This window comes from Polynucleobacter sp. P1-05-14, assembly GCF_018881675.1.
In the GTDB taxonomy this organism is placed as follows: Bacteria; Pseudomonadota; Gammaproteobacteria; order Burkholderiales; family Burkholderiaceae; genus Polynucleobacter.
Window position 1 is genome coordinate 235,623 of sequence record NZ_JACVPV010000001.1, and the last position, 25,262, is coordinate 260,884.

Below are 25,262 nucleotides of genomic sequence, written 5' to 3' on the forward strand. Positions count from 1 at the left end.
TTCGAAACACTAGATGTAGTGTTTGAATCTAGCAACACCTCATTGTTTTTTAACGATATTTTGTCCAAATAACTATATATATACGCAGGAGCAACATGACATACGCTAATCCACAGACAGCAGGCCAACCAGCTGGAGCGAATAACCCAGGAATGAGTCCTGCAGGGGCGGTAAATCAAGCCCCTTCTGCCAGCTTTGTGGCTGGTGGTGTTGGTGGCACCCAGGCAACCCAATTGTCTGATTACAAAATTATTCGCCGTAATGGTTCAGTTGTAGCGTTTGAGCCATCAAAAATTGCGATTGCAGTAACCAAGGCATTTTTAGCGGTTAATGGTGGACAAGGCGCTGCATCAGCACGTGTTCGCGAACAAGTAGAGCAGTTGACCCACTCTGTTGTGCGCGCATTGTTGCGTAGCCGCCCAAATGGCGGAACTTTCCACATCGAAGATATTCAAGACCAAGTTGAATTGGCTTTGATGCGTAGTGGTGAGCACAACGTTGCTCGTGCTTACGTCCTCTATCGTGAAAAGCGCAACCAAGAGCGCGCTGCTCAGCAAGAAGTTTCCCAAGAAGCACAAACTGCGAATCAAGCTGGCGAGTCTGGCATCAAGGTAACTGACAACGGTGTTGAGAAGTGGCTTGATATGGCTGCTTTGCGTACTGTGATTGAGGCAGCTTGCGAAGGTTTGGGTAATAACATTGATGCAACACCAATCATTACTGAAACCATCAAGAACTTGTACGACGGCGTACCAATGGCGCAGGTGTATGACTCTGCTATTTTGGCTTCCCGTACTTTGATTGAAAAAGATCCGGCCTATAGCCAAGTAACAGCGCGCATTTTGATGCACGTGATTCGTAAAGAAATCTTTGGCAAGGAAGTATTGCAGGGCGATACGCAAGCCGAATACAGCACTTATTTTGCGAAGTACATCAATGAAGGTATCTCTGCTGAGTTGCTGGACCCACGCATGCGTGAGTTTGACTTGCCACGCTTGGCTGCAGCCTTGAACGCCAGCCGTGATTTGCAATTCAACTATCTCGGCTTGCAAACTTTGTATGACCGCTATTTCTTGCACATTGAAGAGCGTCGTATTGAAATGCCACAGGCTTTCTTTATGCGCGTGGCAATGGGCTTGTCTTTGAATGAGATGGATCGTGAGCGTCGTGCAATCGAGTTCTATGAAATCCTATCTACATTTGATTTCATGTCCAGCACACCAACATTGTTCAATTCAGCAACTACTCGCCCACAGCTTTCTAGCTGCTACTTGACGACAGTGGATGATGATTTGGATGGAATTTACGAAGCATTGAAAGAAAATGCTTTGTTGTCTAAGTTTGCCGGTGGTTTGGGCAATGACTGGACTAACGTTCGTGCGTTGGGAAGCCATATCAAAGGTACTAACGGTAAATCACAGGGTGTTGTGCCGTTCTTGAAAGTGGTGAACGACACTGCAGTTGCTGTTAACCAGGGTGGTAAGCGTAAAGGTGCGGTCTGCGCCTACTTGGAAACATGGCACTTAGATATCGAAGAGTTCTTGGAGTTGCGTAAGAACACTGGTGACGACCGTCGTCGTACCCATGATATGAATACCTCAAACTGGATTCCTGATTTGTTCATGAAGCGTGTAATGGAAGGTGGTGATTGGACTTTGTTCTCACCATCAAACACTCCAGATTTGCATGACAAATTCGGCAGAGCATTTGAAGAGGCTTATGTTGCCTATGAGCAAAAAGCGGATCGTGGTGAATTGAAGCCATTCCGCCGTATCCCGGCGCAACAGTTGTGGCGCAAGATGCTTGGCATGTTGTTTGAAACAGGTCACCCATGGATTACTTTCAAAGATCCTTGCAACATTCGTAGTCCACAGCAGCATGTCGGTGTAGTTCACTCATCCAACCTCTGTACTGAGATCACCCTCAATACAAACGAGACTGAAATTGCGGTTTGTAACTTGGGCTCTGTGAACTTAACGGCTCACATGACTACAGATGCCAACGGCAAGATGATTTTGGATCACGAGAAGCTCCAAAGAACTGTGCGTACTGCAATGCGCATGTTGGATAACGTGATTGATATCAACTACTACGCAGTAGCTAAAGCACGTAATTCGAACTTGAAGCACCGTCCAGTGGGCATGGGCATCATGGGCTTCCAGGATTGTTTGCATATGCAGCGTATTCCTTACGCTAGCGATGAGGCTGTGAAGTTTGCTGACTCTTCAATGGAAGCGGTTTGCTACTACGCATACCAAGCATCCAATGAATTGGCTGAAGAGCGTGGCGTTTACAGCACCTACAAAGGTTCCTTATGGGATCGCGGCATTCTCCCGCAGGATTCAGTAGCCATGTTGGCGGCCGAGCGCGGTGGTTACGTAGAGGTAGATAACTCTTCTACTATGGATTGGAGTGGTTTACGTGCACGCATCAAGCAATACGGTATGCGCAACTCCAATTGCGTGGCAATTGCGCCAACAGCAACGATTTCAAATATTATTGGTGTTTCAGCTTGTATCGAGCCTACATTCCAGAACTTGTTTGTGAAGTCGAACCTTTCAGGCGAATTCACAGTGGTAAATGAGTATTTGGTGCGTGATTTGAAAGATCGCGGTCTTTGGGATGAGGTGATGATTGCCGACTTGAAGTACTTTGATGGCACATTGTCGAAAATTGACCGCATTCCGCAAGATTTGCGTGATTTGTATGCAACAGCCTTTGAAGTGGAGCCAAGCTGGTTGGTTGAGGCAGCATCCCGCCGTCAAAAGTGGATCGACCAAGCGCAATCACTCAACATTTACATGGGCGGCGCTTCCGGTAAGAAATTGGATGACACTTACAAATTAGCTTGGTTACGTGGCTTGAAGACCACTTATTACCTCCGCACAATGGCTGCAACTCACGTTGAGAAATCAACTGTTACTAGCGGTCAGTTGAATTCGGTTTCTAGTGGTGGTGGCGTGAATGGTACTGATGCGGCAGCGGCGCAAGAATTAGATGGCCCAGCCTGCACAATGCGCCCAGGCGATGCTGGTTTCGAAGAATGTGAAGCATGCCAATAAGCGATTTGCTTATTGGTCAGAATAAAAGAATTAGGAGAAAGTTATGTTGAATTGGGAAGAAGAAGTCGCTCCGGCACTAGCCAAGGCGAATCTTGCACCGCAAACGGTTGCAGTCGAGCCACAGCGCCCACAGGTGGATCAGGTTGCTCAAGTAGCCCCTCAAGTTGTTTCTGCCGGCCCATCACAAGCTGCTGCTGCAGTTAGTGGCGCCGCCTTGCGTGTTAATGCCGCTGACAAGCGCGTCATTAATGCCAAGACTGACGTTAATCAGTTGGTTCCATTTAAATATAAATGGGCTTGGGAGAAGTATTTAGCTGGTTGCGCAAATCACTGGATGCCACAAGAGATCAATATGAACCGCGATATCGCGCTTTGGAAAGATCCGAATGGCCTAACAGAGGATGAGCGTCGCATCATCAAGCGCAATCTGGGTTTCTTTACAACTGCAGATTCTTTGGCAGCAAACAACATTGTTTTGGGTACTTATCGCCACATTACCGCTCCAGAATGCCGCCAATACCTATTGCGCCAGGCTTTTGAAGAGGCAATTCATACCCACGCGTACCAATATATCGTTGAATCTTTGGGCTTAGATCAATCCGAAATCTTCAATGCGTACAACGAAATTGAATCTATTCGCGCGAAAGATCAGTTCTTAATTCCGTTTATTGATGTTTTAACTGACCCGAATTTTCAGACTGGCACATTAGAAAACGATCAAAAGTTACTCCGATCACTCATTGTTTTTGCTTGTGTGATGGAAGGTTTGTTCTTTTATGTTGGTTTTACGCAAATACTTGCAATGGGTCGTCAAAACAAAATGACGGGTGCTGCTGAGCAGTATCAATACATCCTTCGCGATGAGTCTATGCACTGTAATTTCGGCATTGATTTGATAAACCAAATCAAGCTGGAGAACCCGCAGCTATGGACTTCCGAGTTCAAAGATGAGATCAAATCCATCTTCGAAAAAGCAGTCGAATTAGAGTACCGTTATGCCGAAGATACGATGCCTCGCGGAGTGCTCGGATTGAACGCTCCGATGTTCAAAGGGTACCTAAGATACATCTGTAATCGCAGATGTTTGCAAATAGGACTTGACGCGATGTTCCCAAATGAAGAGAATCCATTTCCATGGATGTCAGAAATGATTGATCTTAAGAAAGAAAGAAACTTTTTTGAGACACGCGTTATTGAGTATCAAACTGGCGGTGCGCTAAGTTGGGAGTAGTAAGCAGTAAGTAAGCGCATAGCCGGCTAAATTGGAGATTAGACGGTTGGATAGTTTAAGAAGTCAGCAAAAACAGACTCAAATCCGAAAACCCTTGCTCAAGGGTGTCTGGGCTATTCTCTCCATTTTTTCCAGCACATTTAAGAAGCCGTTGTCCTTTGGGACCACGGCTTTTTTTCCAGGATTCATTAGCGTGCAGCACCTAGCATCAAGCCGCGCGCCGATGAATGGCTCGCTCGTCAGATCCAAAAGGTTGCAAAACCAGGCGGAAATGAGTGGTCGGGTCTTCTTAATGTAGTTTGTACTAATCCTCACGTGAAGGAGTATTAATATGGCAATCGCCAAGAAAAAACCTGCTGCAAAGAAACCAGCTGCTAAGAAAAAAGTAGTTGCTAAGAAGCCTGCTGCTAAAAAAGTAGCTAAGAAGAAGCCTGCTGCTAAAAAAGTAGCTGCTAAGAAGCCTGCTGCTAAAAAAGTAGCTAAGAAGCGTCCTGCTGCTAAGAAGCCTGCTGCTAAAAAAGTAGCTCGTAAAGTAGCTGCTAAAAAGCCAGCTGCTAAAAAAGTAGCTCGTAAAGTAGCAAAAAAAAAGTAAGTAAGCCTGCTGCGAAGAAAGCGGGCTCTGCTGTAAAAAAGCCCGCGGCTAAGAAAGCTGCACCAGCGACTAGTGCGTTGAATCCTGCTGCTGCTTGGCCCTTCCCAACTGGCACACGTCCTTAATTGGACGGGTGTTACTAGAAGGGGTCTCTCACGAGACCCCTTTTTTATTTCTGGATTATTAAACGAGTGATCCTAGGCCAGCTAGGACTGTTTTTGCTTAGAAGCTAAAGCCAAACGCCGCTTTAAATTGCTCAGTGATCTGATCTTTGCTCAATTGGTGATTTTGTGGTCCCTGGTGGGTAATTTTGATTGAACCCATCAAACTAGCAAGTCGACCAGTGGTGTCCCAGTCCATGCCGTTTTCTAAACCAAACAGCAATCCACCGCGGAATGCATCTCCGCAACCTGTTGGATCTACTACTTTTGCAGCTGGTACCGGGGGAATGGCAATGCATTTACCCTCAAAGTATATATCCGCACCTTCAGCACCTTTAGTAACGATCAGTGCCTTGACTCGTTCAGCCACTTTTGCCAAGCTCAAGCCCGTTCTTTGAGAAAGCATTTCTCCTTCATAGTCATTTACCGCCAAGTAGCTAGCGATATCTACCAATTCCAGAAGCTCGGGACCATTAAACATTGGTAAACCTTGGCCTGGATCAAAGATAAAGGGAATATTGGCATCGGCCAATTGATGGCAGTGCTCCCACATTCCTTGGCGACCGTCGGGCGCAACGATTCCTAATTTCACTGGACCTTTAGCGTTCTTGCTACGCTCAACCACAACTGCCGAGACTTGGTTCAGGTGGGATTCCCCCATGGCGCCTGGATGGAAAGCAGTGATTTGGTTATTAGCTTGATCGGTGGTGATCATGGCTTGTGCGGTAAACGCTTGATCGATCTGGCGAATATGGCTCGCATCAATTTTGAGTTGCTCAAGGCGGCCCATGTAAGGCGCAGCATCACCACCCACTGTAGCCATGATGATCGGATCGCCGCCCAAAAGATTGAGGTTGTAGGCAATATTGCCAGCGCAACCACCAAACTCGCGGCGCATAGTTGGCACCAAAAAGGCTACGTTCAGGATGTGAATCTGTTCGGGGAGGATCTGATCGGCAAATTTGCCTTCAAAGTTCATGATGGTGTCGTAGGCAATAGAGCCGCAGATCAAGCTAGCCATAAATTACTTTCTTTATAAAAATTGGGTGTAAATGTGGTGTTTTTGAATTGATTTAGGGGTAGAGCACTCGAACGCGATAGCCCGCAGCATTCGGTGGAAGAGAAATAAGCAACTCAAGCTGCAGCGTTTCACCAGAAGGGATCCCCTTTTTTAAAAAATCAGGATGAGATTCTTGCCAAGCTTTGGGCAGCCACTCTTGTGGAGTGAATTGCAGTGATTTGATTTCAGATTCTTCTGCATCAGTCAAAGAAATTTCTAAATTTGGAGCTAAAACGGCAATAGCTAGACAATTTTTTATCTCCACTTGCAACAGAGATTGATTTGCAGGGTTTTTAAGGCCCTCACGCGCGTTTTCTGGCGCAAGTGCGGCGGAAGTTATTTTCCATGCAGAAAAATCGCTCACAGTGCGATCTAGACATCCTAGTGCACGACAAAGTTTTGCATCGATACGTTGTAAAACATGAAACGCACTAACGGAAATGGAATTCGATGTCCCATCAATTCGTGGTGCTAATGCAGGAAGCAATGAATTTCTGGAGAGATGCTCTCCAAAAACTAGGAGCAGCAGAAGTAAGGCAGCTAGAAAGACGAACTTAAGACTTTTTTTTTGAGCAGGTGCAGCAAAAGTAGATTCAGAATGACTTTGCTTGTCCTTGTGTAAGGTGCCGTGCAAGCAAACCCAACCTTCACTCTCTTTCCAGACAGAGAGCTTGAGCCATTGGCTATAAGTAGCAATCACTTCTTCTGCTTGGCGGGCAAGTACACCAGATAAAACAATACGTCCGCCTATTTTCATCTTGTTGACTAAGGCAGGAGCAAGAACTTGCAGTGGATTTGCCAGAATATTGGCCATCACGATGTCGTATTTGGTTTCAGCAGCCAATTCGAGCGCACCCTCGTTTGGAAGCACGAAGCGAATAGTGGTGTTGTTGATTTCTGCATTGCTACGAGCAGCTACCATCGCCTGTGGATCAATATCGGTGCCGATCACTGGCTTACAACCCAGCTTTGCAGCAGCAATTGCCAAAATGCCTGAGCCACAACCGTAATCCAAGAGACTTTGATTTTGTAAATGACTTTGTTGCTCAAGCCAAAGAAGGCATAAATGCGTGGTTGGGTGACTACCGGTGCCAAATGCGAGACCTGGATCAACCGCAAGGCAGATCGCATTGGGATCAGTCGGTGCATCGTGCCAAGATGGCACTACCCAAATCCGCTCACCAATCTGAATGGGTGCAAATTGACTTTGGGTTAAGCGAACCCAGTCTTGCTCTTCGACTGTTTTTTCTTGGGGAGGTGCTAGATGAAAGCCTGCCTCCTTAAGGGATGCGAGTAGTTCGGGAATAAATTCTGCGCTGCCTGAAGCATCAATCTCTGGATTAAAAAGCGCGGTTACTGCGGATCTATCCCAAGCCTGTACTTCTGGATGAAGCCCAGGCTCTCCATAAAGTGGGTTTTCGTCATAGCCACCAGCAGCATCATCTTCAACTGTGACGGACAGGGCACCCAAATCCAAAAGCGCATCACCCAAAGGCTCGGCGGTTTCAGCAGCTACCGTGAATACCAGTTCACGATAAGACATGAGGCGCTTTCATCATTAGGATTTACCGCGACTCGCAGCTTGCTCTTCTAAGCGATGCTCTAAGTAGTGAATGCTGGTACCGCCTTCAATGAAGTTCGGATCTAGCATGAGCTCACGGTGGAGTGGAACGTTGGTTGTAATGCCGTCAATCACCATCTCAGAGAGCGCAATCTGCATACGGCGAATGGCTTGCTCACGAGTATTACCGTAAGAAATCAATTTACCAATCATGGAGTCGTAGTTTGATGGCACCACGTAACCACTGTAAGCATGTGAATCAACCCGAATACCAGGGCCTCCAGGCATGTGGAATGAACCAATTTTGCCAGGGCTCGGGGTGAACTTGAATGGATCTTCAGCATTCAGACGGCACTCAATGGCATGACCACGGAAAACAATGTCTTTTTGGCGATAGCTGAGTTTCAGGCCAGCGGCAATACGAATTTGTTCCTGAACGATATCCACACCAGTAATCATTTCTGTCACTGGATGCTCTACCTGAACACGGGTATTCATCTCAATGAAGAAGAATTCGCCATCTTCGTAGAGAAATTCAAATGTACCGGCGCCACGGTAGCCAATCTTACGACAGGCTTCTGCGCAACGCTCGCCAATTTTGGCGATAAGACGACGATCAATGCCTGGTGCCGGTGCTTCTTCAATCACTTTTTGGTGGCGACGCTGCATAGAGCAATCGCGCTCACCCAACCAAATCGCATTGCCATGGGTGTCAGCCAAAATTTGAATCTCTACGTGGCGAGGTTTTTCTAAAAACTTCTCCATATAGACTTCTGGGTTACCAAAAGCACGGCCCGCTTCTTCTCGGGTCATATTGACAGCGTTGATCAGCGCAGCTTCAGTGTGAACCACTCGCATGCCACGACCGCCACCACCGCCAGCAGCTTTAATGATTACTGGATAACCAACCTTTTTTGCTGTTGCAATAATCTCTTTTGGATTATCAGGAAGCGCGCCCTCTGATCCGGGTACGCAAGGGACACCAGCTTTAATCATGGCGCGTTTTGCGGAAACTTTGTCACCCATTAAGCGAATGGAAGCGGCTGTAGGACCAATAAAGGCAAAGCCAGATTTCTCAACCCGCTCTGCAAAGTCAGCGTTTTCAGAAAGGAAGCCATAACCAGGGTGAATTGCTTCTGCATCAGTAACTTCCGCTGCAGAAATAATCGCTGGCATATTCAGATAGCTGAGCGGAGATGGCGCTGGCCCGATACAAACAGCTTCATCAGCAAGTTTTACATACTTGGCTTCTTTATCTGCTGTGGAGTACACCACCACAGTTTTAATTCCCAACTCGCGGCATGCGCGTTGGATACGGAGAGCAATTTCTCCCCGATTGGCAATCAGAATCTTATCGAACATGTCGGCTCTGAGTTAAATAGCAGTGAATTGGAATTGAGCTAAATGTAGTCAATTAAGCGATGATGAAAAGCGGCTGGTCAAATTCAACACCTTGACCATTCTCACAAAGAATTTCTTTGATCACACCAGCATGCTCGGATTCGATTTCATTAAGCAACTTCATTGCTTCAATAATGCAAAGCGTTTGACCTACTTTTACAGTGTCGCCAATGTTGACAAAGTTGGGAGACTCTGGGTTTGGAGCGCGGTAGAAGGTCCCCACCATTGGTGAGCGTGCAATAGAACCAGTTTCAACCGCGGGAGCTTCTGCAGCAGGGGCTGTTGCAACAGGTGCACTAGCTGCTGGTGTGGCTTGCATCGCAGGGGCCGGATTGGCATAAACCATTTGGCCAACTGGCGCAGGAGATCCAGCGTTCACAATACGAACACGATCTTCGCCTTCATTTACTTCTAACTCTGAAATGCCTGATTCAGAAACTAGGTCGATCAATGTTTTTAGTTTTCTCAGATCCATGTGAGTGCTTCCTCTCTTCTAATTCTTTAAATAGTTTTATTTCTGCAAGCGAGCAATAGCTGCTTGCAGGGCTAACTCATAGCCAATCGCGCCAAGGCCACAAATCACCCCGGTTGCAATATCGGACAAATAGGAATGTTTACGGAATTCTTCGCGCTGATGAATATTGGATAAATGGACTTCGGTAAAAGGGATGGCTACCCCAGCCAAAACATCGCGTAATGCGACGCTTGTGTGGGTAAAGGCACCCGGGTTAATGATGATGAAATCAACCCCATCTTGTTTAGCCTTTTGAATGCGGTCAATTAACTCGCCTTCATGATTGCTTTGAAAAGTGCCGAGGTCAACAGACTGCGCTTTTGCCAGTTCGCCGAGCCTTTGGTGGATATCTTCCAGGGTAGTTTTTCCGTAAACATCAGGTTCACGAGTACCTAATAGATTTAGGTTTGGGCCCTGAATTACGAGAATTGAAGCTTTTTTCGACATAGATCCCTGTTTTTAGAGGCAGTTAAGCGTAAATTGCTAAATAACATCATGCTCGATTGCTTATGAAGGGAAGTATACCTTTTTAAAGCAAGGAATAGACTAAAAACTCACTACAAAAACAGGAATTTTCATTGCTTTTAAAGACAGATATCAGAATTAATGCTTAATTATTAGGCAAAAATTGATCGATAGAAAAATCCATTCACAGCTTATAAATACTTATAAAGCTGATTTAATGGCATTTCTGATATCATCTTCGCTTATCTTACCTAATTTGCTATAGCTGGCCTTACCTTTGGCATTGATGATGATGGTGTAGGGAAGGGCGCCTTGGGAATTTCCCAGTTGCTTAGAAAGATTGCTACCTTCAAGACCACCAATTACAATCGGATAGCTCACTGGAGTTTTTGAAAGAAATTCACGAATATTGGAGGGTGAATCGATGCCAATGCCAACAAATAAGACATTTTGCTGCAAGAACTCTTGCTGAAGCTTATCTAAAGCAGGCATTTCTTCGACACATGGGGGGCACCAGGAGGCCCAAAAGTTCACCACCAGCACTTTACCCTGCCATTCTTGGGTGTTGACGGTTTTTCCATCCGGCGTTTGCCAAGAATTGGCAAAAAATGCTTTAACAGCAGGATCGCTGGCCAAACCAGTTTTATAAATCCACTGGGAGGTTAGTACGCCCCCAAGGAGCGCCAAAAGGCTAATTGCGACGATGATGATCAATTGTCTACGGTTCATTGCAACTCCTTCGCTAAAATTCGCTAATGCATATACATATCTTGGGCATTTGCGGTACTTTCATGGGCGGCATTGCCGCAATTGCGAGGCAGGCTGGACACCGCGTTACTGGTTGCGATGCCAACGTCTATCCACCAATGAGTACGCAGCTTGAAGCTCAAGGCATCGAACTGATTGAGGGATTTTCCCCTGATCAATTATCTCAGTTTGAGACCATGCCTGATTTATTCGTGATTGGCAATGTGGTTTCTCGCGGCAATCCATTGATGGAAGCAATTCTCAATCAAGGGCTACCCTATATCTCTGGCCCGCAATGGTTGGGCGAACAAGTTTTGTATGGACGACATGTCTTGGCCGTAGCGGGTACGCATGGCAAGACAACTACTTCAGCCATGCTGACTTGGATTTTAGAATTCAATGGTTACAAGCCGGGCTATCTCATCGGTGGCGTGCCCCTGAATTTCACAGTGTCTGCACGTTTAGGTGAGAGTAAATATTTTGTCATTGAGGCTGATGAATATGACACAGCTTTCTTTGATAAGCGTAGTAAGTTTGTTCACTATCGACCACGTACCGCCCTATTGAATAACCTAGAGTTTGATCACGCCGATATTTTTGCTGATCTTGCGGCAATCGAAACGCAATTTCATCATTTAGTGCGCACTGTTCCTGGCGATGGTTTACTGGTTGTTAATGGCGAGGAGCCTGCATTGGCGAGCGTGATTACGCGTGGCGCTTGGGCGCCTGTAGAGCGGTTCGGGCAAGAACTCAAAAATGAATGGTCTTTAATTGCTCAAGAGGCTGATAGCTTCATCGTGCGCAAGGCAGGTAAAGAAGTAGCCACTGTGAAATGGGCGCCTGATTCTGGTGTGATGGGTAGACACAATCAACTCAATGCACTTGGTGCGATTGCTTGCGCAAATCATATTGGTATCTCGCCAGCAGATTCTGCACGTGCATTGGCAGAATTTAAGAATGTAAAGCGTCGCTTGGAAACGATTGGTGTTGCAAATGACATCACGGTCTATGATGATTTTGCCCACCATCCAACCGCGATCACGACTACAGTTGATGGCCTTCATCGCCGTGTTGGTAAAGCACGCATCTTGGCGGTGCTTGAGCCACGTTCAAATACGATGAAGCTCGGTGTCATGAAAGCTCAACTTCCTGGAAGTCTAGAGGCTGCTGACAAAGTATTTGTCTATGGCGCTAATGCCGGCAAGGAATCATTGGGATGGGATTTGGCAGAAGTCTTATCTCCACTCAATAAGCAAGAACAGGGTAAAGCACATGCCTTTGATGATCTTGAAGCTCTGGTGAAGGCGGTTGCGCATGAGGCTAAGCCTGGCGATCATATTTTGGTGATGAGTAATGGCGGGTTTGGTGGCGTGCATCAGAAAATATTAAAAGCCATTTCGGCGCAGTAAAAAATATAAGTAAATACAGAAAGCAAATCATGGGCGATAGATTAAAAGACAAAGTAGCCATCATTACTGGTGCCGCTAAGGGTATTGGTTTTGCTACTGCTCAGCGTTTTGCAGAAGAGGGTGCAAAAGTCATCATTACTGATATCAGTCAGGAGGCTGTTAATAGTGCGGCAGAAAAAACGCCTAATGCCGAAGGCTATGCCATGAATGTCACGGATCGCGCTAGCATTCAGTCTGTTGTAGATCAGGTAATGCAAAAGCACGGACGGATTGATATCTTGATCAACAATGCTGGCATTACTCAAGATGCACGCTTAATTAAGATGACCGAAGCTCAGTTTGATACTGTGATTGATGTCAATCTGAAGGGTGTATTCAATTGCACCCAGATAGTCGTACCGCATATGCTGGAAGCTGGCTCTGGCGCAGTGGTTAATGCATCAAGCGTTGTGGGTCTCTACGGTAATTTTGGCCAAACCAATTACTCGGCTACTAAATTTGGTGTGATTGGTTTTACAAAAACATGGGCGCGTGAATTAGGAGCTAAAGGCATTCGAGTCAATGCGGTGTGCCCAGGTTTTATCGCCACTGAAATGGTCATGGCCATGCCAGAAAATATTGTGCAAGATATTGAAAAGCGCAGTTGGCTTGGTCGCCTAGGCACCCCAGCAGAAATGGCAAATGTGTATTTATTCTTAGCGAGCAATGAGGCAAGCTATGTCAATGGAGTGGCATTAGAGGCCAGCGGCGGGATCTCGCTCTAAGCATGAATCTTTTATACGAAGAAGGTGGCGATATTAAGATCGCCACAGTCCAGTCTGCTTCAGGGGCTGGCGATACAGAGTCTTGGCAAGCCACGAGCCTTTCTGGAAAAAAAATCAAGCTCAAGGCCAAAGAGGTATGGCTGCGTTTTGAAAAGCCAGAAGCTCAAATAGCCATGGATGAAGCCAACACACTTACTGCTGATATTGATTTACAGTTCCTTTGGGATTGCGCACCTGATGAAGAGTTTGGCTTGGTTGATGTGGCTCATGAGTACTTTGGCTCACAAGCGAGCATTCCGCAGCAAGTTGCTCTGGCGATTGCCTTGCAAGGTGCGCCAGTATTTTTTCGTCGCAAAGGGCGCGGACGGTTTCAGAGAGCTCCACTAGAGCAGTTACAGGCTGGATTGGCTGCTTTAGAGCGCAAGCAAAAAGAACTTGAACAGCAATCCGTTTGGCAGCAAGAGTTGGTTGCTGGCATCTTCCCTGAGTCACTGAAGTCTTCAGCCAAGCAATTACTTTTCTCGCCCGATAAAAATACCTCAGCCTATAAGACATTGATCGCAGCCTGTACTGAAACCGGGGAGTCTCCGGCGCAACTGATGATTCGTTGTGGCGCAATCGACTCTCCTTTGGCGTATCACCAGGGATTGTTTCTCAAGGCCCATTTCCCGAATGGTGCGGATCACAACCCGGCTATTAGCATTGATCAATCGGCATACGCATCAGCGGTTGCTGAGCTACCTCTTGCTCAGGTCCAGGCATTTTCCATTGATGATTCCGGTACTACCGAGATTGACGATGCCCTATCAGTTACACCAATTGAGGGTGGTCATCAGGTGGGTATTCATATCGCCGCTCCTGGACTGGCAATTACAAAAGATGATCCATTGGATCAAGTCGCTCGTAATCGAATGTCCACGGTGTACTTTCCGGGTGACAAGATTACGATGTTGCCTGATTCAGTCATTGAGCAATTCTCATTAGATGAGGGTATGCCAAGACCGGCCTTATCGATCTATGTTGATATTGATGCTGAAGGTATTGCTAATCGAGCGAGCTTGCAGATGCGTGCTGAGATGGTGCCGATGGCTGCTAATTTACGCCTAGAAAATATTGAGCATCTCGTGAGTGAGGAAAGTCTGCTTGATGAGGGTGCAAGCTATCCCTATCGCAAAGAATTAGCGATTTTGTGGCAGGCTGCCAAACACTTGCATGCAGGACGTCAAGAAAAGCGGGTAGCAAATGGTTTGCGCGCAGAACAGTTAGGTCTTATCGATCCAAATGCGCTAGCGAGAGACTTTCATTTTCAAATTCAGGATGTTGATGGCGTAAAGCGTGTTGAAATCGCGCCACGCCAACGCGGATCTATTTTGGATACCATCGTTGCTGAATGGATGATTTTCTGTAATAGCGCATCGGGGCAATTGCTTGCAGACCATGGTCTTCCAGGTTTATTCAGAACCCAGAAGGGTTGGGGCCCATTACGCACCCGTATGCAAACTACCCCTGGGCCACATGAAGGTTTAGGTTTGGACTATTACGCCTGGTGTACCTCTCCCTTGCGTCGATATTCTGATCTGGTAAATCAATGGCAATTGATTGCGCTTGCAAAGCATGGTGTCACTGCCAAAATGGTTGCCCCTTTCCCGCCGCGTGATGCAGCCTTAATGGGCATCGCTGCTGATTTTGAATCTTGCTATCAAGCATATGGTGAGTTTCAGGATCGATTGGAGAAGTATTGGTGTTTGCGTTGGATCACTCAAGACGGTGAATCGAAGACGGTGTATGTTCGTCATCTGAAGGAGGGTATGTCTAGAGTGGAATTGGTTCCTTTACATTTACCTATTCCCGAGTTGGCTACCCATCCACGCATGACTCGTGCTGAGGTAGTGATTGCAGATGTCGATTTGCTGCAACTGAGTGCCGGTGTTCGTGTGCTCGAGATTGAAGCAAAGGCTGACGCTCCTGAAAAGGCTGTAGAGCCGGAGCCCTCAGATGCTCCCAAAGAAGATGCTAGCTCAGATTAAATCGCTAGAATTTCCATTGCCCGAGAGTCTGAGTGGGGCCTTGCGTTATTTGCATAGCGCTTGGAGTCGCTATCCTTTTCGATTTGCCTTGTGTGTTTCGATACTGATTCACATTCTTTTCCTTTCGTTTCGTTGGGGCGTTGGGGAAATCCAGAATCGCAGGCTCAATACCCCCTTGAGTGTTGTATTGGTAAATGCCAGTAATAAAACTCCCCCTCTCAAGGCAAACAAGTTGGCGCAGGCTGATTTGCAGGGTGGTGGTAAAACAGAAAATCAAGAAGCCACTGCAATTCATCGGGCCAGACTTGGGGCTGAGGCTAAGCTTGAGATTTTAGAAAAACAGCAAAAGCAAATGCTCGCAAAGTTAGATGAGCAGCGCATGCGTTCAGGTGGTCGAAAGAGTGGGGACGAACAAAAAATTACCCCCCAGTTAAATTCTTTAGAGGCTGAGCTGGCTAAACGGTTGCAAGCTGATGGCAAGGAACCGAAGCGTAAGGTATTAACTGGCGCCAATACGAAGGCGGTTACCTTTGCACATTACTACGATGCGATGCGCCAAAAAATTGAGGCTTATGGAAGTACTTTTTTCCCAAGGGCAAATGGACGCCCCTTATATGGAAGTTTGGTGATCGTGGTTAGCGTTGACAACCAAGGCAGAATCACGACTAACGCCCAAGGCAAGGATGGGTTATCCATTGGACGCAGTTCTGGTAACCCTGAGCTAGACCGTCAGGCAATAGCTATTGTGAGAGCCTCGGCGCCATTTGGTCCTTTTCCATCAGAAATGCGTAATCAAATTGATGTTTTGGATTGGATCTCTACTTTTGAGTTCACGCGCGATGGTGTGGATCGTCTAGAGCTACGGCATTAAAGCAATTTAACTAACTTTATAAATTCGCTTATTCTGTAGTCAATATGAGTTCAACAGATACCGCCTCCTTACATACGGACCCAAGCCTTTTTGCTGGCGTGGACGTCTATGCTGTTGCTGGTCATCCTATTGCTCACAGTAAGTCTCCAGCAATACATCAACGGTTTGCAGAGCAAGCTAAGCAGCGTATGCACTATGGCCGTCTTCAGCCCGAGATAGATTCATTTGCTCAGGCAACCAAATCTTTTTTTGCTGCGGGTGGTAAGGGCATGAACGTCACCGTGCCATTCAAACTGGATGCTCAAAATCTAGCTGATGTATTAACCCCGCGCGCGCAATTAGCGGGCGCTGTGAATACTTTATGGAAAACAGAGGGTAAGATTTTTGGTGACAATACGGATGGCGCTGGTTTAGTCCGTGATTTGCTTGCGCAAGGTATTGCGCTCCATAGCGCCCGTATTTTATTGATTGGTGCTGGTGGGGCTGCCCGTGGCGTGATTGGCCCATTGCTTGAACAGTCACCTAAATCCCTCATCATTGCCAATCGATCAAGCGCAAAAGCCGATGAGTTGGTAAAGCTCTTTGCAGATTTGGCTGGGTCACGCGAAGTAGCTCTGGAATCTCGCACATTGGCAGAACTAGAAGATGCTGCAAAAACCCAATATCCATTCGATTTGGTGATTAATGCCACTGCTGCAGGCTTGACTGATGAATCTCCCTTGACGCTTAAGGCGGTGGCTAATATTTTTGTGCCCAGCTCATTTGCGTATGACATGGTTTACGGTAAAACCACTGCCTTTATGCAGCAGGCCTTGCAGCGAGGTGCACGCGTCAGTGACGGTCTTGGGATGTTGGTTGAACAAGCGGCTGATGCATTTTTACTTTGGCGAGGCGCGCAACTAGCGACCGCTATAGATCCTCGCGCAGTCTTGGCGGAGTTACGTAGTTAATTTGCTCTAATGCGCTGGCTTCTTTATCCAGTGAAATGTTTGCTAGCAGGCTTTGTGGCTATGCAAATCTTTTTCGCATTACAAATTGCATTGTGGATTGGCTTAGATCCCAGTAGCACTGCGTTTCAGAGAGCCGAGCACTGGCGTTTATGTACCTGGCATTGGAATTGTTCTATGCAGTCCAAATGGACGCCTTATGAAAAGATATCCAATAATCTCAAGCGCGCTGTTTTGGTTAGCGAAGACGACATTTTCTTTCAGCATAAAGGTGTGCGGGTTGAGGATATGCAAAAAGCTTGGCAGAAAAATCAACAGCAGAATCAACAAAAAGCCCAAGCAGGCAATAAATCTAAGACGGTTTTACGGGGTGGGTCCACCATTACGCAACAATTAGCCAAAAATTTATTTTTATCGTCAGAGCAAAACTATTTACGCAAGGGTCAAGAGCTCATCATTACAGGGCTCTTAGAGCTAACACTCTCAAAGCAGAGATTATTTGAGATTTATCTTAATTCGGTAGAGTGGGGTGAAGGTATTTTTGGGGTTGGTGCTGCCTCTCAACACTATTACGCTTCCACTCCAGCGGGACTAAGTCGGGAGCAAGCTGCTGCTCTTGCTTCAGCCCTGCCGGCACCCAAGTGTTTTGATAAGCAGCAGTATTGCCGTCGAGGAAGTATTAACTATTCTGCTCGACAAGAATTTATCTTAGAAAATATGGACCGAGTGGCTTTAGCGCCTTACCCCAAAAGCGGTACAAGCAAATAAAGAAAATAAAGTAAATAAATTACTTGCTTGCAGCTGCCCTGAGTGCATCACGAGTGCTCATGGCAACCGCTCTAGCAGCCTGGGCAAAATCAGCCCCTGAGCTGGCATACAGAATAGCTCTTGAGGAATTAATGATCATTCCAGTTCCTGGCTTGCCTGCTATTTTTCCAGCGCTGACTGTGGCATCAATATCGCCTCCTTGCGCGCCAATCCCTGGAATCAACAAAGGCATTTCACCAACAATGGCGCGTACTTTAGCGATTTCTTCTGGGAAGGTTGCACCGACCACCAAGCTGATTTGATCAGAACTATTCCACTGTTGTGCAGCCAACTTGGCTACATGAAGATAAAGAGGTTCTCCGTTGGGAGCCACATTCAGAAACTGCAAATCAGATCCACCGGGATTGGAGGTGCGGCACAGCACAATAACTCCTTTACCTGAATGTTTTAGGTAAGGCTCAATCGTGTCAAACCCCATATACGGATTCACGGTCACTGCATCAGCGCCGTAGCGATCAAAGGCCTCGAGAGCGTAATGGTCAGCGGTACTGCCGATATCTCCCCGTTTGGAATCGAGGATTACGGGGATATGAGGGTATTTATCTTTGAGATGCTTGATGAGTTTTTCTAACTGAGCCTCTGCTCTTTGGGAGGCAAAGTAGGCAAATTGGGGTTTGAATGCGCAGACCAAATCTGCAGTCGCATCGGCGATTTCTCGACAGAACTCATAGATGCCCTCGGGGCTCCCTTGCAGGGCTTGAGGTAAGCGCTTTGGGTCTGGGTCAAAACCAACGCACAGCATGCTGCCTTGGGAAGCCCATGCGGACTGGAGTTGCTGGTTAAAGGTATTTAAGTGAGAGTTCATTGAGATCAAGGTTTTTAGTGAAACTGTCATGCTCTATAGGTTGACATCTTCCCCTCCTTAATTGGTAGGGATTCCTCCTGCGAGACGCTCATGTCCGAGCGCAAGAATATTCTTGGCTGCATTGAGGTCGCGGTCATTCACCGAACCACAATCTGAACAAGTCCATTCTCTTATTCGCAAACCTATTCTACCTTTCGGACTGCTGGTGGCTATAGAGCCGCAGCACGAACAAGTCTGGGTTGTGTAAGACTCATTAATTACCTCAAATACCCCGCCAGCGTAAGCGCTTTTATATTCCAACATGGTTTTGAGTGACGACCATCCAGCATCTAGCGTAGATTTGGCCATTCTTGTCTTAATGAGTTTATTACTGGATACGTTTCCTACAAATATTGCCCCATACTCTTGAGCGAGCTTAGTGGAGAACTTATGGAGCTCGTCTTTACGACGATTCTTGATCTTGGCATGAAGTGCTTTGACTAAAGATTTCTTATGGGCTCTTTGTGCTATGCGCAGTGATGGCTCTAGCTGGCGGTAATTTCTGCCAATAAGGTGATGCCCATCGCTAGTGACAGCGCATTCTTTTAGTCCAAGATCAATACCTATGGACTGAGTAGCTGTATTGTGTTTCTTCTCTACTTTGACTGTGGTGTTGAAATACCAACGACCACGGGAGTCTTCGGAGAACGAACCGGAACCTAGTTCGTAGTCTACTAAGCCGTATGAGTCCCATAGACTAATTGCCTGGCCTTGGTAGTGAAGCTGGCCATTGCGGTAGCGAATTGCCGATTTTTTAATCGGAATCCAGCCCAGAGAGCGCCTTGCGCCACCACTTTTGCGCCAGGAGAGGCGGATTTTGCGAAACTGCATTCGGCGAGCAACAAACTCCTCATTGATTGCTTGTACTGTTTGGCTGTGTAGGCTCAAACCTTCTTTACTCGCGCCAGTGGTGTATTGATTTAGGTCGTATGCTGAGAGAAATTTACCAGTACGGCGCGTATGTTTCTCAGAGAGCTCGTTTACAAAATTCCAAACGAAATTGACTTCACGAGCCTGGGTACAAAGGCATTTTGCGTGTCTATCTTTGACACGCAATCGCAGGGTTCGAATTGCTTTATTAGACTCCGACATGCTGTAATTATATACAGTACTTTTAAAAATAAAGCTATTAATTATTTATTCTTATTTGTTATAGCTTCCTCTCTCATGGGGCAGTGACTTTTGCGTTGGCTGATAAACTAGCGCACATTCCTTAGGAGTTCACCATGATCAACTTGTTCGTCCTGCAAAATGGCCGCCTCTCTCAAGAGCAAGTCGAAGATCGCAATGAATTGTTGCAATATGCCAATCCTATCTGGATTGATGTGGTTGATCCAGAAGAAGAGGAATTAATCTGGATTAAAGAGGCATTTGGCGTACTTTTGCCTGAGTTAGATGACTTGGGTGACTTAGAAGCTTCTGCTCGTTATTTTGAGGCAGATGATGGTCACCTCCATATCCGTACCGATTTCTTATTGGATGAAGAAGAAACCTCTCGTAACGTTCGAGTAGCGTTTGTTCTTACTAAGCAAGTGTTGTTTTCAATTCATGATGAAGATTTGCCAGTGTTCCGTTTGGTTCGCTTGCGTGCTCGTTTGCGTCCTGGTTCTGTGAGCAATGCAAAAGATGTATTGCTTGATTTGTATTCAACGGATGCTGAGTATTCTGCCGATGCTTTGGAAGAGGTTTATGAAAACCTTGAGCAAGCTGGAAAACGTGTTTTGCAAGATGACATCAATGATGCTGATGCTGAGCAAGTTTTGGAGACAATTGCCAAAGAGGAAGATACCAACGGACGCATTCGTCGTAACGTGATGGATACCCGCAGAGCCTTGTCTTTCTTAATGCGCAGCAAACTACTATCGGATGAGCAGCAAGAAGAAGCCCGTCAAATTTTGCGCGACATTGATTCTTTGGAAAACCATACTGCTTTCTTATTCGACAAGATTAACTTCTTGATGGATGCAACTGTCGGCTTCATTAACTTGAACCAGTCCAAGATTATTAAGATCTTCTCGGTGGTATCCGTAGCTTTAATGCCACCAACACTACTTGCAAGTATTTGGGGTATGAACTACAAACATATGCCCGAGTTAGATGCTACTTGGGGTTATCCAATGGCGATTGTTGCAATGGTAATTTCAGCAATCATCCCACTTTGGTACTTCCACAGCAAAGGCTGGATGAAGTAATTAGTGCATTAGTGCATTAGCAATTGGCAGTATGAATATGCACTTAACTTCTGAGTAGGGCAATTAACTCAGTCAGTGCAAATTCTACTGCCTGTTGCCTGATCGCGTGACGATCACCGTCAAAGTGCATGGTTTTCGCTAAGACTTGATTCTCGGTAGCCCAGCCAAAACAGACAGTTCCCACTGGTTTTTCGATTGAGCCCCCTGATGGCCCCGCTACGCCGGTAATGGAAATGGCCACATTACTTCCTGAATTCATGCGGGCGCCCTCTGCCATGGCCTTGGCCACTTGCTCACTTACTGCTCCATAGGACTCAATTAGCTGGGCAGAAACATCAAGGCACTCGGTTTTGGCTTCATTGCTATAAGTGATGTAGCCCCGCTCAAACCACTCACTGGAGCCCGCTAACTCGGTCAGGGTGGCGCAGACAAGTCCACCAGTACAAGATTCCGCTAACGATACCGTCCAATTTCTAGAAAGCAAAATCTGGGCAAGAGTTTTAGTAAGGTCGCTTGCGTTCATTAGACTCATGATTTAATCAAGAATTGTATTAAAGCCATTACGAGCAGCGTGCAGAACGCAGCCGCGAGATCGTCAATCACAATCCCAAACCCACGCCACAGTATTTGAAGGTAACTTGAGTGTTGAGTGGTATCACTCGCAGTATTTTTAAAGTGACGATCAATGATTCCAATAGGACCAGGTTTCATTGCATCAAAATATCGGAACAGTGCGAAAGCAATGATCTGCATCCAAATAGTGGTTGGCATGATGAAGATAAGCACCAGCCAGAACGCGACAATTTCATCCCAAACAATACCGCCAAAATCTTTTTTACCAAGCTCTTCGCTGACATGACCGCAGATCCAGCAGCCGAGCAAAATGCCGCCACCAATGATCCAGATAAAGTCTGCCGTACTGAAAAAATATTCACCTATAAGAAATGCAGCCCACGCCCAAAGAGTACCGGCAGTGCCTGGAGCTATAGGACTTAGACCACTACCAAAGCCAAATGCAATGGTGCGACTAGCAGTTTGAAAAACCCATTTAAGGTTTGGTTTTACTTCTGCGGAATGCTCAACATTAGTCATTGTGCGAAGTGGTCAAATGAGTTGAGGAATGGAGCTGCTTGTGAATCACTTAAGAGGACTCCTGATGCATCTAGTAAATATACCCTTGCTTGATGATCTTTTTGCGGAAGTATTTTTCCAATGAGTGTTAGTGGCAAGTTAAGTGTTCTGCTAATTTCCTGTATTTTTTCATGCTGGCTTGATGGTGCAGTAAAGCAAAGCTCGTAATCATCACCGCCGCATGCGGCAAATAAATTTTGAATGGAAGATTCTTGTTTTTTCAAGATGCTCGATTTTGGTAATTGATCCAACTGAATTTGTGCGTCAACTTGCGATTGCTTCAAAATATGGCGTAAATCACCCAACAACCCATCAGAGACATCTAAAGCTGCGCTTGCCACATCTCTCAATTGAATGCCTAAGTCAATGCGCGGCATTGGTTGATGCATGCGGTCTTCAATTCGTTGTAAGTCTTCGCTAGATAGATCTATTTCATGACGCAGTGCAGCAAGAGCAAGTCTGGCATCTCCAACCGCACCCGAGACCCAAACGTCATCGCCTGCCTTTGCGCCAGATCTGCGAATAGCTTTGCCGGCGGGGATGCTGCCAAAGGCGGTGATCGAGATGGTGAGGGGGCCTGCAGTGGTGTCGCCGCCGATAAGGGGGCAGGAATACTCCTTAGCAATGGCAAAAAGCCCTTTAGAGAAAGCTTCTAGCCAGACTTCATCTACTTTTGGTAGGGCAATTGCCAAGGTAAAACCCAGCGGACTTGCCCCCATGGCCGCTAGGTCTGAAAGGTTAACTGCTAGGGCTTTGCGGGCCAATAGGGTGGGATCGGCGCCAGCAAAAAAGTGCCTGCCCTCAACCAACATATCGCTGGTAATGGCTATTTCTTCATTCCCTGGTGGTTTGATCAGGGCGCAGTCATCACCAATCCCCAAGGTAACGCCTTGATCTGCTTTAGAGCGCATTGAATCCGCACCCGTTTTGAAAAAACGTTCAATCAGGTCAAATTCACCGAGGGGGGTAGCGCGAGAAGACATGCCCCATTTTATGGTGGTTATGAAGCGAATGTCCGAGAGGAATAGAATTGAAGTCTTATAAGTCTTAGCTAAATGAAGATAAGACAGAACTTAGCGAGTTAGTGGATGAGCAAAGAAAATAATAAAGAGCAACAAATTGCAGCCTTAAGAGAGGCAGCGCTTCAGTACCACGAGTTTCCGACTCCGGGAAAAATTGAAATTGCCCCAACAAAGCAATTAACCAATCAACGAGACTTAGCCCTTGCATACACGCCTGGCGTTGCAGCTCCTTGCGAAGAGATTGTTAAAGATCCGGCAAATGCATTCAAGTACACCGCCCGTGGAAATTTAGTTGGCGTCATTACGAACGGCACAGCCGTTTTAGGTTTAGGAAATATTGGACCGCTGGCAAGTAAGCCAGTGATGGAAGGTAAAGCAGTTCTTTTTAAGAAGTTTGCTGGCATTGACGTTTTCGATATCGAAGTCAATGAAAACGATCCCGATAAATTAGTAGAAATTATTGCGGCACTAGAGCCAACTTTTGGCGGTATTAATTTAGAAGATATTAAAGCGCCTGATTGTTTTGTCGTTGAGCGCAAGTTGCAAGCTCGCATGAAGATTCCAGTCTTCCATGATGACCAACACGGTACAGCGATTGTGGTTGCAGCCGCCATCCTCAATGGTTTGAAGGTGGTTGGTAAAAAAGTAGAAGAGGTTAAGTTAGTCACCTCAGGAGCTGGTGCTGCTGCGCTAGCCTGCTTAGATTTATTGGTTGACTTAGGTATTCAGCGTAAAAATATTTGGGTTACTGACTTGGCTGGCGTAGCATACAAGGGCCGTAAAGAGTTGATGGATCCTGAAAAGGAGCCGTTTTGCCAAGACACAGATTTGCGCACACTTGATCAAGCGATTGAAGGTGCGGATATTTTCTTGGGTCTTTCTGCTGGGGGTGTACTCAAGCAAGACATGGTGAAGAAGATGGCACCGAAGCCATTGGTTTATGCCTTAGCAAATCCAACCCCTGAAATTCTTCCTGAAGAAGTGAAAGCAGTTCGTCCGGATGCAATCATGGCGACTGGTCGTACCGACTACCCAAATCAAGTAAACAACGTTTTATGTTTCCCATTCATTTTCCGCGGTGCTTTGGATGTGGGTGCAACAACGATTACTCGTGGCATGGAAGTCGCAGCGGTCAAGGCAGTAGCGGAATTGGCTCAAGCAGAGCAGAGCGAAGTGGTTGCTTCTGTTTACGGTCTCGATAACTTATCCTTTGGCCCGGAGTATTTAATTCCAAAGCCATTCGATCCTCGACTCATTACCGTGATTGCTCCTGCAGTTGCTAAGGCGGCGATGGATGATGGTGTAGCTCTACGCCCAATCAAAGATTTCGATGCCTATCGCAATCAGTTACAGCAATTCGTGTACCACTCTGGCACTTTGATGAAGCCACTCTTTAGCATTGCTAAACGTGTACCAGCAAATCAAAAACGTATTGTGTTCGCTGAAGGTGAAGATGAGCGTGTATTGCGTGCAGTGCAGATCATCATTGATGAGCATCTTGCTACCCCAATTCTGATTGGTCGCCCAGCCGTCATAGAGCATCGAATTGAGAAATTCGGCCTGCGTATGAAGGCGGGCGATGATTTTGAGATTGTGAATCCAGAGAATGATTCACGCTTCCGTGATTTCTGGCAAACCTACCTTGCACTCACAGAGCGTAAGGGTGTAACGCAGTCGTTTGCTAAGTTAGAAGTCCGCCGCCGCAACAGTTTGATTGGAAGTCTGTTGATTCAAAAAGGCATGGCTGATGGCATGATTTCCGGCACAGTCGGCAATATCGCTACGCACTTGAAATATATTGATGAAGTGATTGGGCATGAGCCTGGTGCGAATGTTTATGGTGCCATGTCAGGTTTGATTCTTCCAGGACGCCAAGTATTTTTAGTGGACACCCACATCAATCTAGACCCTACGGCCGAACAGTTAGCGGATCTCACTCTCATGGCCGCAAGTGAAATGAGAAAGCTAGGATTAGCTCCGAAAGTTGCCTTACTGTCCCATTCGAATTTTGGTTCTAGCAATGCCCCTTCTGCAGTCAAGATGCGTGAAGTGTTGGCATTACTCCAAAAGGCAGATCCAACTCTAGAGGTTGATGGAGAGATGCATGGCGATAGCGCTTTAGATGCAAGCATTCGAGAAGGTGCCGTATCTTCATCCTCACTGAAGGGCGATGCCAATCTCTTGGTCCTGCCAAACATTGATGCAGCAAACATTTCTTACAATTTGCTAAAAACAGCAGCAGGCAATGGCATTGCAATCGGCCCATTGTTGTTAGGTGTTGCTAAGCCAATTCACATCCTCACTCCGGCCGCAACTGTGCGTCGTATTGTGAATGTGACAACTTTGGCGGTTGTAGAGGCAGCGAGTAACGCCAGAGGCATTTCTTAAGAATCAGTAATATATGTAAGTTAGTAATAACTTACATATATTATT

General features: G+C 46.4%; 22 protein-coding genes and 1 pseudogene. 11 read left to right on the plus strand and 12 right to left on the minus strand.

What is annotated here, in order from left to right; genetic code table 11:
* Nucleotides 1-152: 152 nt before the first annotated feature.
* From ICN37_RS01290 to ICN37_RS01300, 3 genes are all read left to right on the plus strand, one after another.
* Nucleotides 153-3,062 (plus strand): ribonucleoside-diphosphate reductase subunit alpha, encoded by a 2,910-nt coding sequence (locus ICN37_RS01290; RefSeq protein ID WP_370623804.1) that lies wholly within the window; start codon nt 153-155, stop codon nt 3,060-3,062.
* Between the two features lie 43 nt (nt 3,063-3,105).
* Nucleotides 3,106-4,293, plus strand: a complete 1,188-nt coding sequence (locus ICN37_RS01295; RefSeq protein ID WP_216154385.1) for a ribonucleotide-diphosphate reductase subunit beta — start codon at nt 3,106-3,108, stop codon at nt 4,291-4,293.
* Nucleotides 4,294-4,624: 331 nt separating this feature from the next.
* Nucleotides 4,625-4,885 carry a hypothetical protein gene (locus ICN37_RS01300; RefSeq protein WP_370623802.1) on the plus strand — a complete coding sequence of 87 codons (261 nt, stop codon included), beginning with the start codon at nt 4,625-4,627 and terminating at the stop codon, nt 4,883-4,885.
* 222 nt (nt 4,886-5,107) lie between these two features.
* On the opposite strand, the gene ICN37_RS01305 is transcribed toward ICN37_RS01300, so the two are convergent.
* From ICN37_RS01305 to ICN37_RS01330, 7 genes and pseudogenes are all read right to left on the minus strand, one after another.
* Entirely contained in the window at nt 5,108-6,067 is a 960-nt protein-coding gene (locus ICN37_RS01305) for a carbohydrate kinase family protein (protein ID WP_215321396.1), read from the minus strand.
* Nucleotides 6,068-6,119: 52 nt separating this feature from the next.
* Entirely contained in the window at nt 6,120-6,740 is a 621-nt protein-coding gene (locus ICN37_RS11465; protein ID WP_370623805.1) for a DUF3426 domain-containing protein, read from the minus strand.
* A pseudogene (gene prmA / locus ICN37_RS11470) lies at nt 6,729-7,649 on the minus strand (50S ribosomal protein L11 methyltransferase); the annotation flags it as partial. The pseudogene prmA and the gene ICN37_RS11465, both read right to left, overlap by 12 nt.
* A gap of 15 nt (nt 7,650-7,664) precedes the next feature.
* Nucleotides 7,665-9,029 (minus strand): acetyl-CoA carboxylase biotin carboxylase subunit, encoded by a 1,365-nt coding sequence (accC, locus tag ICN37_RS01315; protein ID WP_215362568.1) that lies wholly within the window; start codon nt 9,027-9,029, stop codon nt 7,665-7,667.
* 52 nt (nt 9,030-9,081) lie between these two features.
* Nucleotides 9,082-9,543: an acetyl-CoA carboxylase biotin carboxyl carrier protein gene (gene accB, locus ICN37_RS01320; RefSeq protein WP_215321399.1), complete on the minus strand. Its 462-nt coding sequence runs from the start codon at nt 9,541-9,543 to the stop codon at nt 9,082-9,084.
* Nucleotides 9,544-9,579: 36 nt separating this feature from the next.
* Nucleotides 9,580-10,029, minus strand: coding sequence for a type II 3-dehydroquinate dehydratase (gene aroQ / locus ICN37_RS01325; RefSeq protein ID WP_215321400.1), 450 nt, complete (start codon nt 10,027-10,029; stop codon nt 9,580-9,582).
* Nucleotides 10,030-10,248: 219 nt separating this feature from the next.
* Nucleotides 10,249-10,776, minus strand: coding sequence for a TlpA disulfide reductase family protein (locus tag ICN37_RS01330; RefSeq protein WP_215321401.1), 528 nt, complete (start codon nt 10,774-10,776; stop codon nt 10,249-10,251).
* A gap of 26 nt (nt 10,777-10,802) precedes the next feature.
* On the opposite strand from ICN37_RS01330, the gene mpl reads away from it, so the two are divergent.
* The 6 genes from mpl to mtgA are packed head-to-tail and all read left to right on the plus strand — an operon-like array spanning nt 10,803 to nt 17,580.
* Nucleotides 10,803-12,203 carry a UDP-N-acetylmuramate:L-alanyl-gamma-D-glutamyl-meso-diaminopimelate ligase gene (mpl, locus tag ICN37_RS01335; protein ID WP_216154387.1) on the plus strand — a complete coding sequence of 467 codons (1,401 nt, stop codon included), beginning with the start codon at nt 10,803-10,805 and terminating at the stop codon, nt 12,201-12,203.
* Nucleotides 12,204-12,232: 29 nt separating this feature from the next.
* Nucleotides 12,233-12,967 (plus strand): beta-ketoacyl-ACP reductase, encoded by a 735-nt coding sequence (locus ICN37_RS01340; RefSeq protein ID WP_216154388.1) that lies wholly within the window; start codon nt 12,233-12,235, stop codon nt 12,965-12,967.
* 2 nt (nt 12,968-12,969) lie between these two features.
* On the plus strand, nt 12,970-14,994 hold the full coding sequence (locus ICN37_RS01345) for a ribonuclease catalytic domain-containing protein (protein WP_216154389.1): 2,025 nt from the start codon (nt 12,970-12,972) through the stop codon (nt 14,992-14,994).
* The gene (locus ICN37_RS01350; RefSeq protein ID WP_255538431.1) at nt 14,963-15,865 is read left to right on the plus strand and encodes an energy transducer TonB; all 903 of its coding nucleotides are present in this window, start codon (nt 14,963-14,965) and stop codon (nt 15,863-15,865) included. Before ICN37_RS01345 ends, ICN37_RS01350 begins: the two co-directional genes overlap by 32 nt.
* A 44-nt stretch (nt 15,866-15,909) precedes the next feature.
* The gene (gene aroE / locus ICN37_RS01355; RefSeq protein WP_216154390.1) at nt 15,910-16,815 is read left to right on the plus strand and encodes a shikimate dehydrogenase; all 906 of its coding nucleotides are present in this window, start codon (nt 15,910-15,912) and stop codon (nt 16,813-16,815) included.
* Nucleotides 16,816-16,824: 9 nt separating this feature from the next.
* Nucleotides 16,825-17,580: a monofunctional biosynthetic peptidoglycan transglycosylase gene (gene mtgA, locus ICN37_RS01360; RefSeq protein ID WP_216154391.1), complete on the plus strand. Its 756-nt coding sequence runs from the start codon at nt 16,825-16,827 to the stop codon at nt 17,578-17,580.
* A gap of 19 nt (nt 17,581-17,599) precedes the next feature.
* Here mtgA and pyrF read toward each other — a convergent pair whose 3' ends face one another.
* Complete coding sequence (pyrF, locus tag ICN37_RS01365; RefSeq protein ID WP_216154392.1) at nt 17,600-18,445, minus strand: orotidine-5'-phosphate decarboxylase; 846 nt, start codon at nt 18,443-18,445, stop codon at nt 17,600-17,602.
* Nucleotides 18,446-18,502: 57 nt separating this feature from the next.
* Nucleotides 18,503-19,576, minus strand: a complete 1,074-nt coding sequence (locus ICN37_RS01370) for an RNA-guided endonuclease TnpB family protein (RefSeq protein WP_216154393.1) — start codon at nt 19,574-19,576, stop codon at nt 18,503-18,505.
* A 134-nt stretch (nt 19,577-19,710) separates the two neighbouring features.
* Between ICN37_RS01370 and corA the strand changes: the two genes are divergently transcribed.
* Nucleotides 19,711-20,676, plus strand: a complete 966-nt coding sequence (gene corA, locus ICN37_RS01375) for a magnesium/cobalt transporter CorA (RefSeq protein ID WP_072583348.1) — start codon at nt 19,711-19,713, stop codon at nt 20,674-20,676.
* A 43-nt stretch (nt 20,677-20,719) separates the two neighbouring features.
* On the opposite strand, the gene ICN37_RS01380 is transcribed toward corA, so the two are convergent.
* From ICN37_RS01380 to thiL, 3 genes are read right to left on the minus strand one after another with little or no spacing between them, the layout of a single operon-like run.
* On the minus strand, nt 20,720-21,199 hold the full coding sequence (locus ICN37_RS01380) for a CinA family protein (RefSeq protein WP_216154484.1): 480 nt from the start codon (nt 21,197-21,199) through the stop codon (nt 20,720-20,722).
* Nucleotides 21,200-21,204: 5 nt separating this feature from the next.
* Nucleotides 21,205-21,768, minus strand: coding sequence for a phosphatidylglycerophosphatase A (locus tag ICN37_RS01385; RefSeq protein WP_216154394.1), 564 nt, complete (start codon nt 21,766-21,768; stop codon nt 21,205-21,207).
* A complete protein-coding gene (thiL, locus tag ICN37_RS01390; RefSeq protein ID WP_216154395.1) occupies nt 21,765-22,790 on the minus strand; it encodes a thiamine-phosphate kinase in 1,026 nt (341 codons plus the stop codon). The genes ICN37_RS01385 and thiL overlap by 4 nt, the downstream gene beginning before the upstream one ends.
* Nucleotides 22,791-22,895: 105 nt before the next feature.
* On the opposite strand from thiL, the gene ICN37_RS01395 reads away from it, so the two are divergent.
* Nucleotides 22,896-25,217 (plus strand): NADP-dependent malic enzyme, encoded by a 2,322-nt coding sequence (locus tag ICN37_RS01395; RefSeq protein WP_215321413.1) that lies wholly within the window; start codon nt 22,896-22,898, stop codon nt 25,215-25,217.
* The last annotated feature ends 45 nt before the right edge of the window (nt 25,218-25,262 follow it).

What these genes read in the sequence shown, in the direction of transcription:
- ICN37_RS01290 (WP_370623804.1), top strand. Translation starts at nt 153, where the DNA reads ATGAGTCCTGCAGGGGCGGTAAATCAAGCCCCTTCTGCCAGCTTTGTG.
- ICN37_RS01295 (WP_216154385.1), top strand. Translation starts at nt 3,106, where the DNA reads ATGTTGAATTGGGAAGAAGAAGTCGCTCCGGCACTAGCCAAGGCGAAT.
- ICN37_RS01300 (WP_370623802.1), top strand. Translation starts at nt 4,625, where the DNA reads ATGGCAATCGCCAAGAAAAAACCTGCTGCAAAGAAACCAGCTGCTAAG.
- ICN37_RS01305 (WP_215321396.1), bottom strand. Translation starts at nt 6,067, where the DNA reads ATGGCTAGCTTGATCTGCGGCTCTATTGCCTACGACACCATCATGAAC.
- accC (WP_215362568.1), bottom strand. Translation starts at nt 9,029, where the DNA reads ATGTTCGATAAGATTCTGATTGCCAATCGGGGAGAAATTGCTCTCCGT.
- accB (WP_215321399.1), bottom strand. Translation starts at nt 9,543, where the DNA reads ATGGATCTGAGAAAACTAAAAACATTGATCGACCTAGTTTCTGAATCA.
- aroQ (WP_215321400.1), bottom strand. Translation starts at nt 10,029, where the DNA reads ATGTCGAAAAAAGCTTCAATTCTCGTAATTCAGGGCCCAAACCTAAAT.
- ICN37_RS01330 (WP_215321401.1), bottom strand. Translation starts at nt 10,776, where the DNA reads ATGAACCGTAGACAATTGATCATCATCGTCGCAATTAGCCTTTTGGCG.
- mpl (WP_216154387.1), top strand. Translation starts at nt 10,803, where the DNA reads ATGCATATACATATCTTGGGCATTTGCGGTACTTTCATGGGCGGCATT.
- ICN37_RS01340 (WP_216154388.1), top strand. Translation starts at nt 12,233, where the DNA reads ATGGGCGATAGATTAAAAGACAAAGTAGCCATCATTACTGGTGCCGCT.
- ICN37_RS01345 (WP_216154389.1), top strand. Translation starts at nt 12,970, where the DNA reads ATGAATCTTTTATACGAAGAAGGTGGCGATATTAAGATCGCCACAGTC.
- ICN37_RS01350 (WP_255538431.1), top strand. Translation starts at nt 14,963, where the DNA reads ATGCTCCCAAAGAAGATGCTAGCTCAGATTAAATCGCTAGAATTTCCA.
- aroE (WP_216154390.1), top strand. Translation starts at nt 15,910, where the DNA reads ATGAGTTCAACAGATACCGCCTCCTTACATACGGACCCAAGCCTTTTT.
- mtgA (WP_216154391.1), top strand. Translation starts at nt 16,825, where the DNA reads ATGCGCTGGCTTCTTTATCCAGTGAAATGTTTGCTAGCAGGCTTTGTG.
- pyrF (WP_216154392.1), bottom strand. Translation starts at nt 18,445, where the DNA reads ATGAACTCTCACTTAAATACCTTTAACCAGCAACTCCAGTCCGCATGG.
- ICN37_RS01370 (WP_216154393.1), bottom strand. Translation starts at nt 19,576, where the DNA reads ATGTCGGAGTCTAATAAAGCAATTCGAACCCTGCGATTGCGTGTCAAA.
- corA (WP_072583348.1), top strand. Translation starts at nt 19,711, where the DNA reads ATGATCAACTTGTTCGTCCTGCAAAATGGCCGCCTCTCTCAAGAGCAA.
- ICN37_RS01380 (WP_216154484.1), bottom strand. Translation starts at nt 21,199, where the DNA reads ATGAACGCAAGCGACCTTACTAAAACTCTTGCCCAGATTTTGCTTTCT.
- ICN37_RS01385 (WP_216154394.1), bottom strand. Translation starts at nt 21,768, where the DNA reads ATGACTAATGTTGAGCATTCCGCAGAAGTAAAACCAAACCTTAAATGG.
- thiL (WP_216154395.1), bottom strand. Translation starts at nt 22,790, where the DNA reads ATGTCTTCTCGCGCTACCCCCCTCGGTGAATTTGACCTGATTGAACGT.
- ICN37_RS01395 (WP_215321413.1), top strand. Translation starts at nt 22,896, where the DNA reads ATGAGCAAAGAAAATAATAAAGAGCAACAAATTGCAGCCTTAAGAGAG.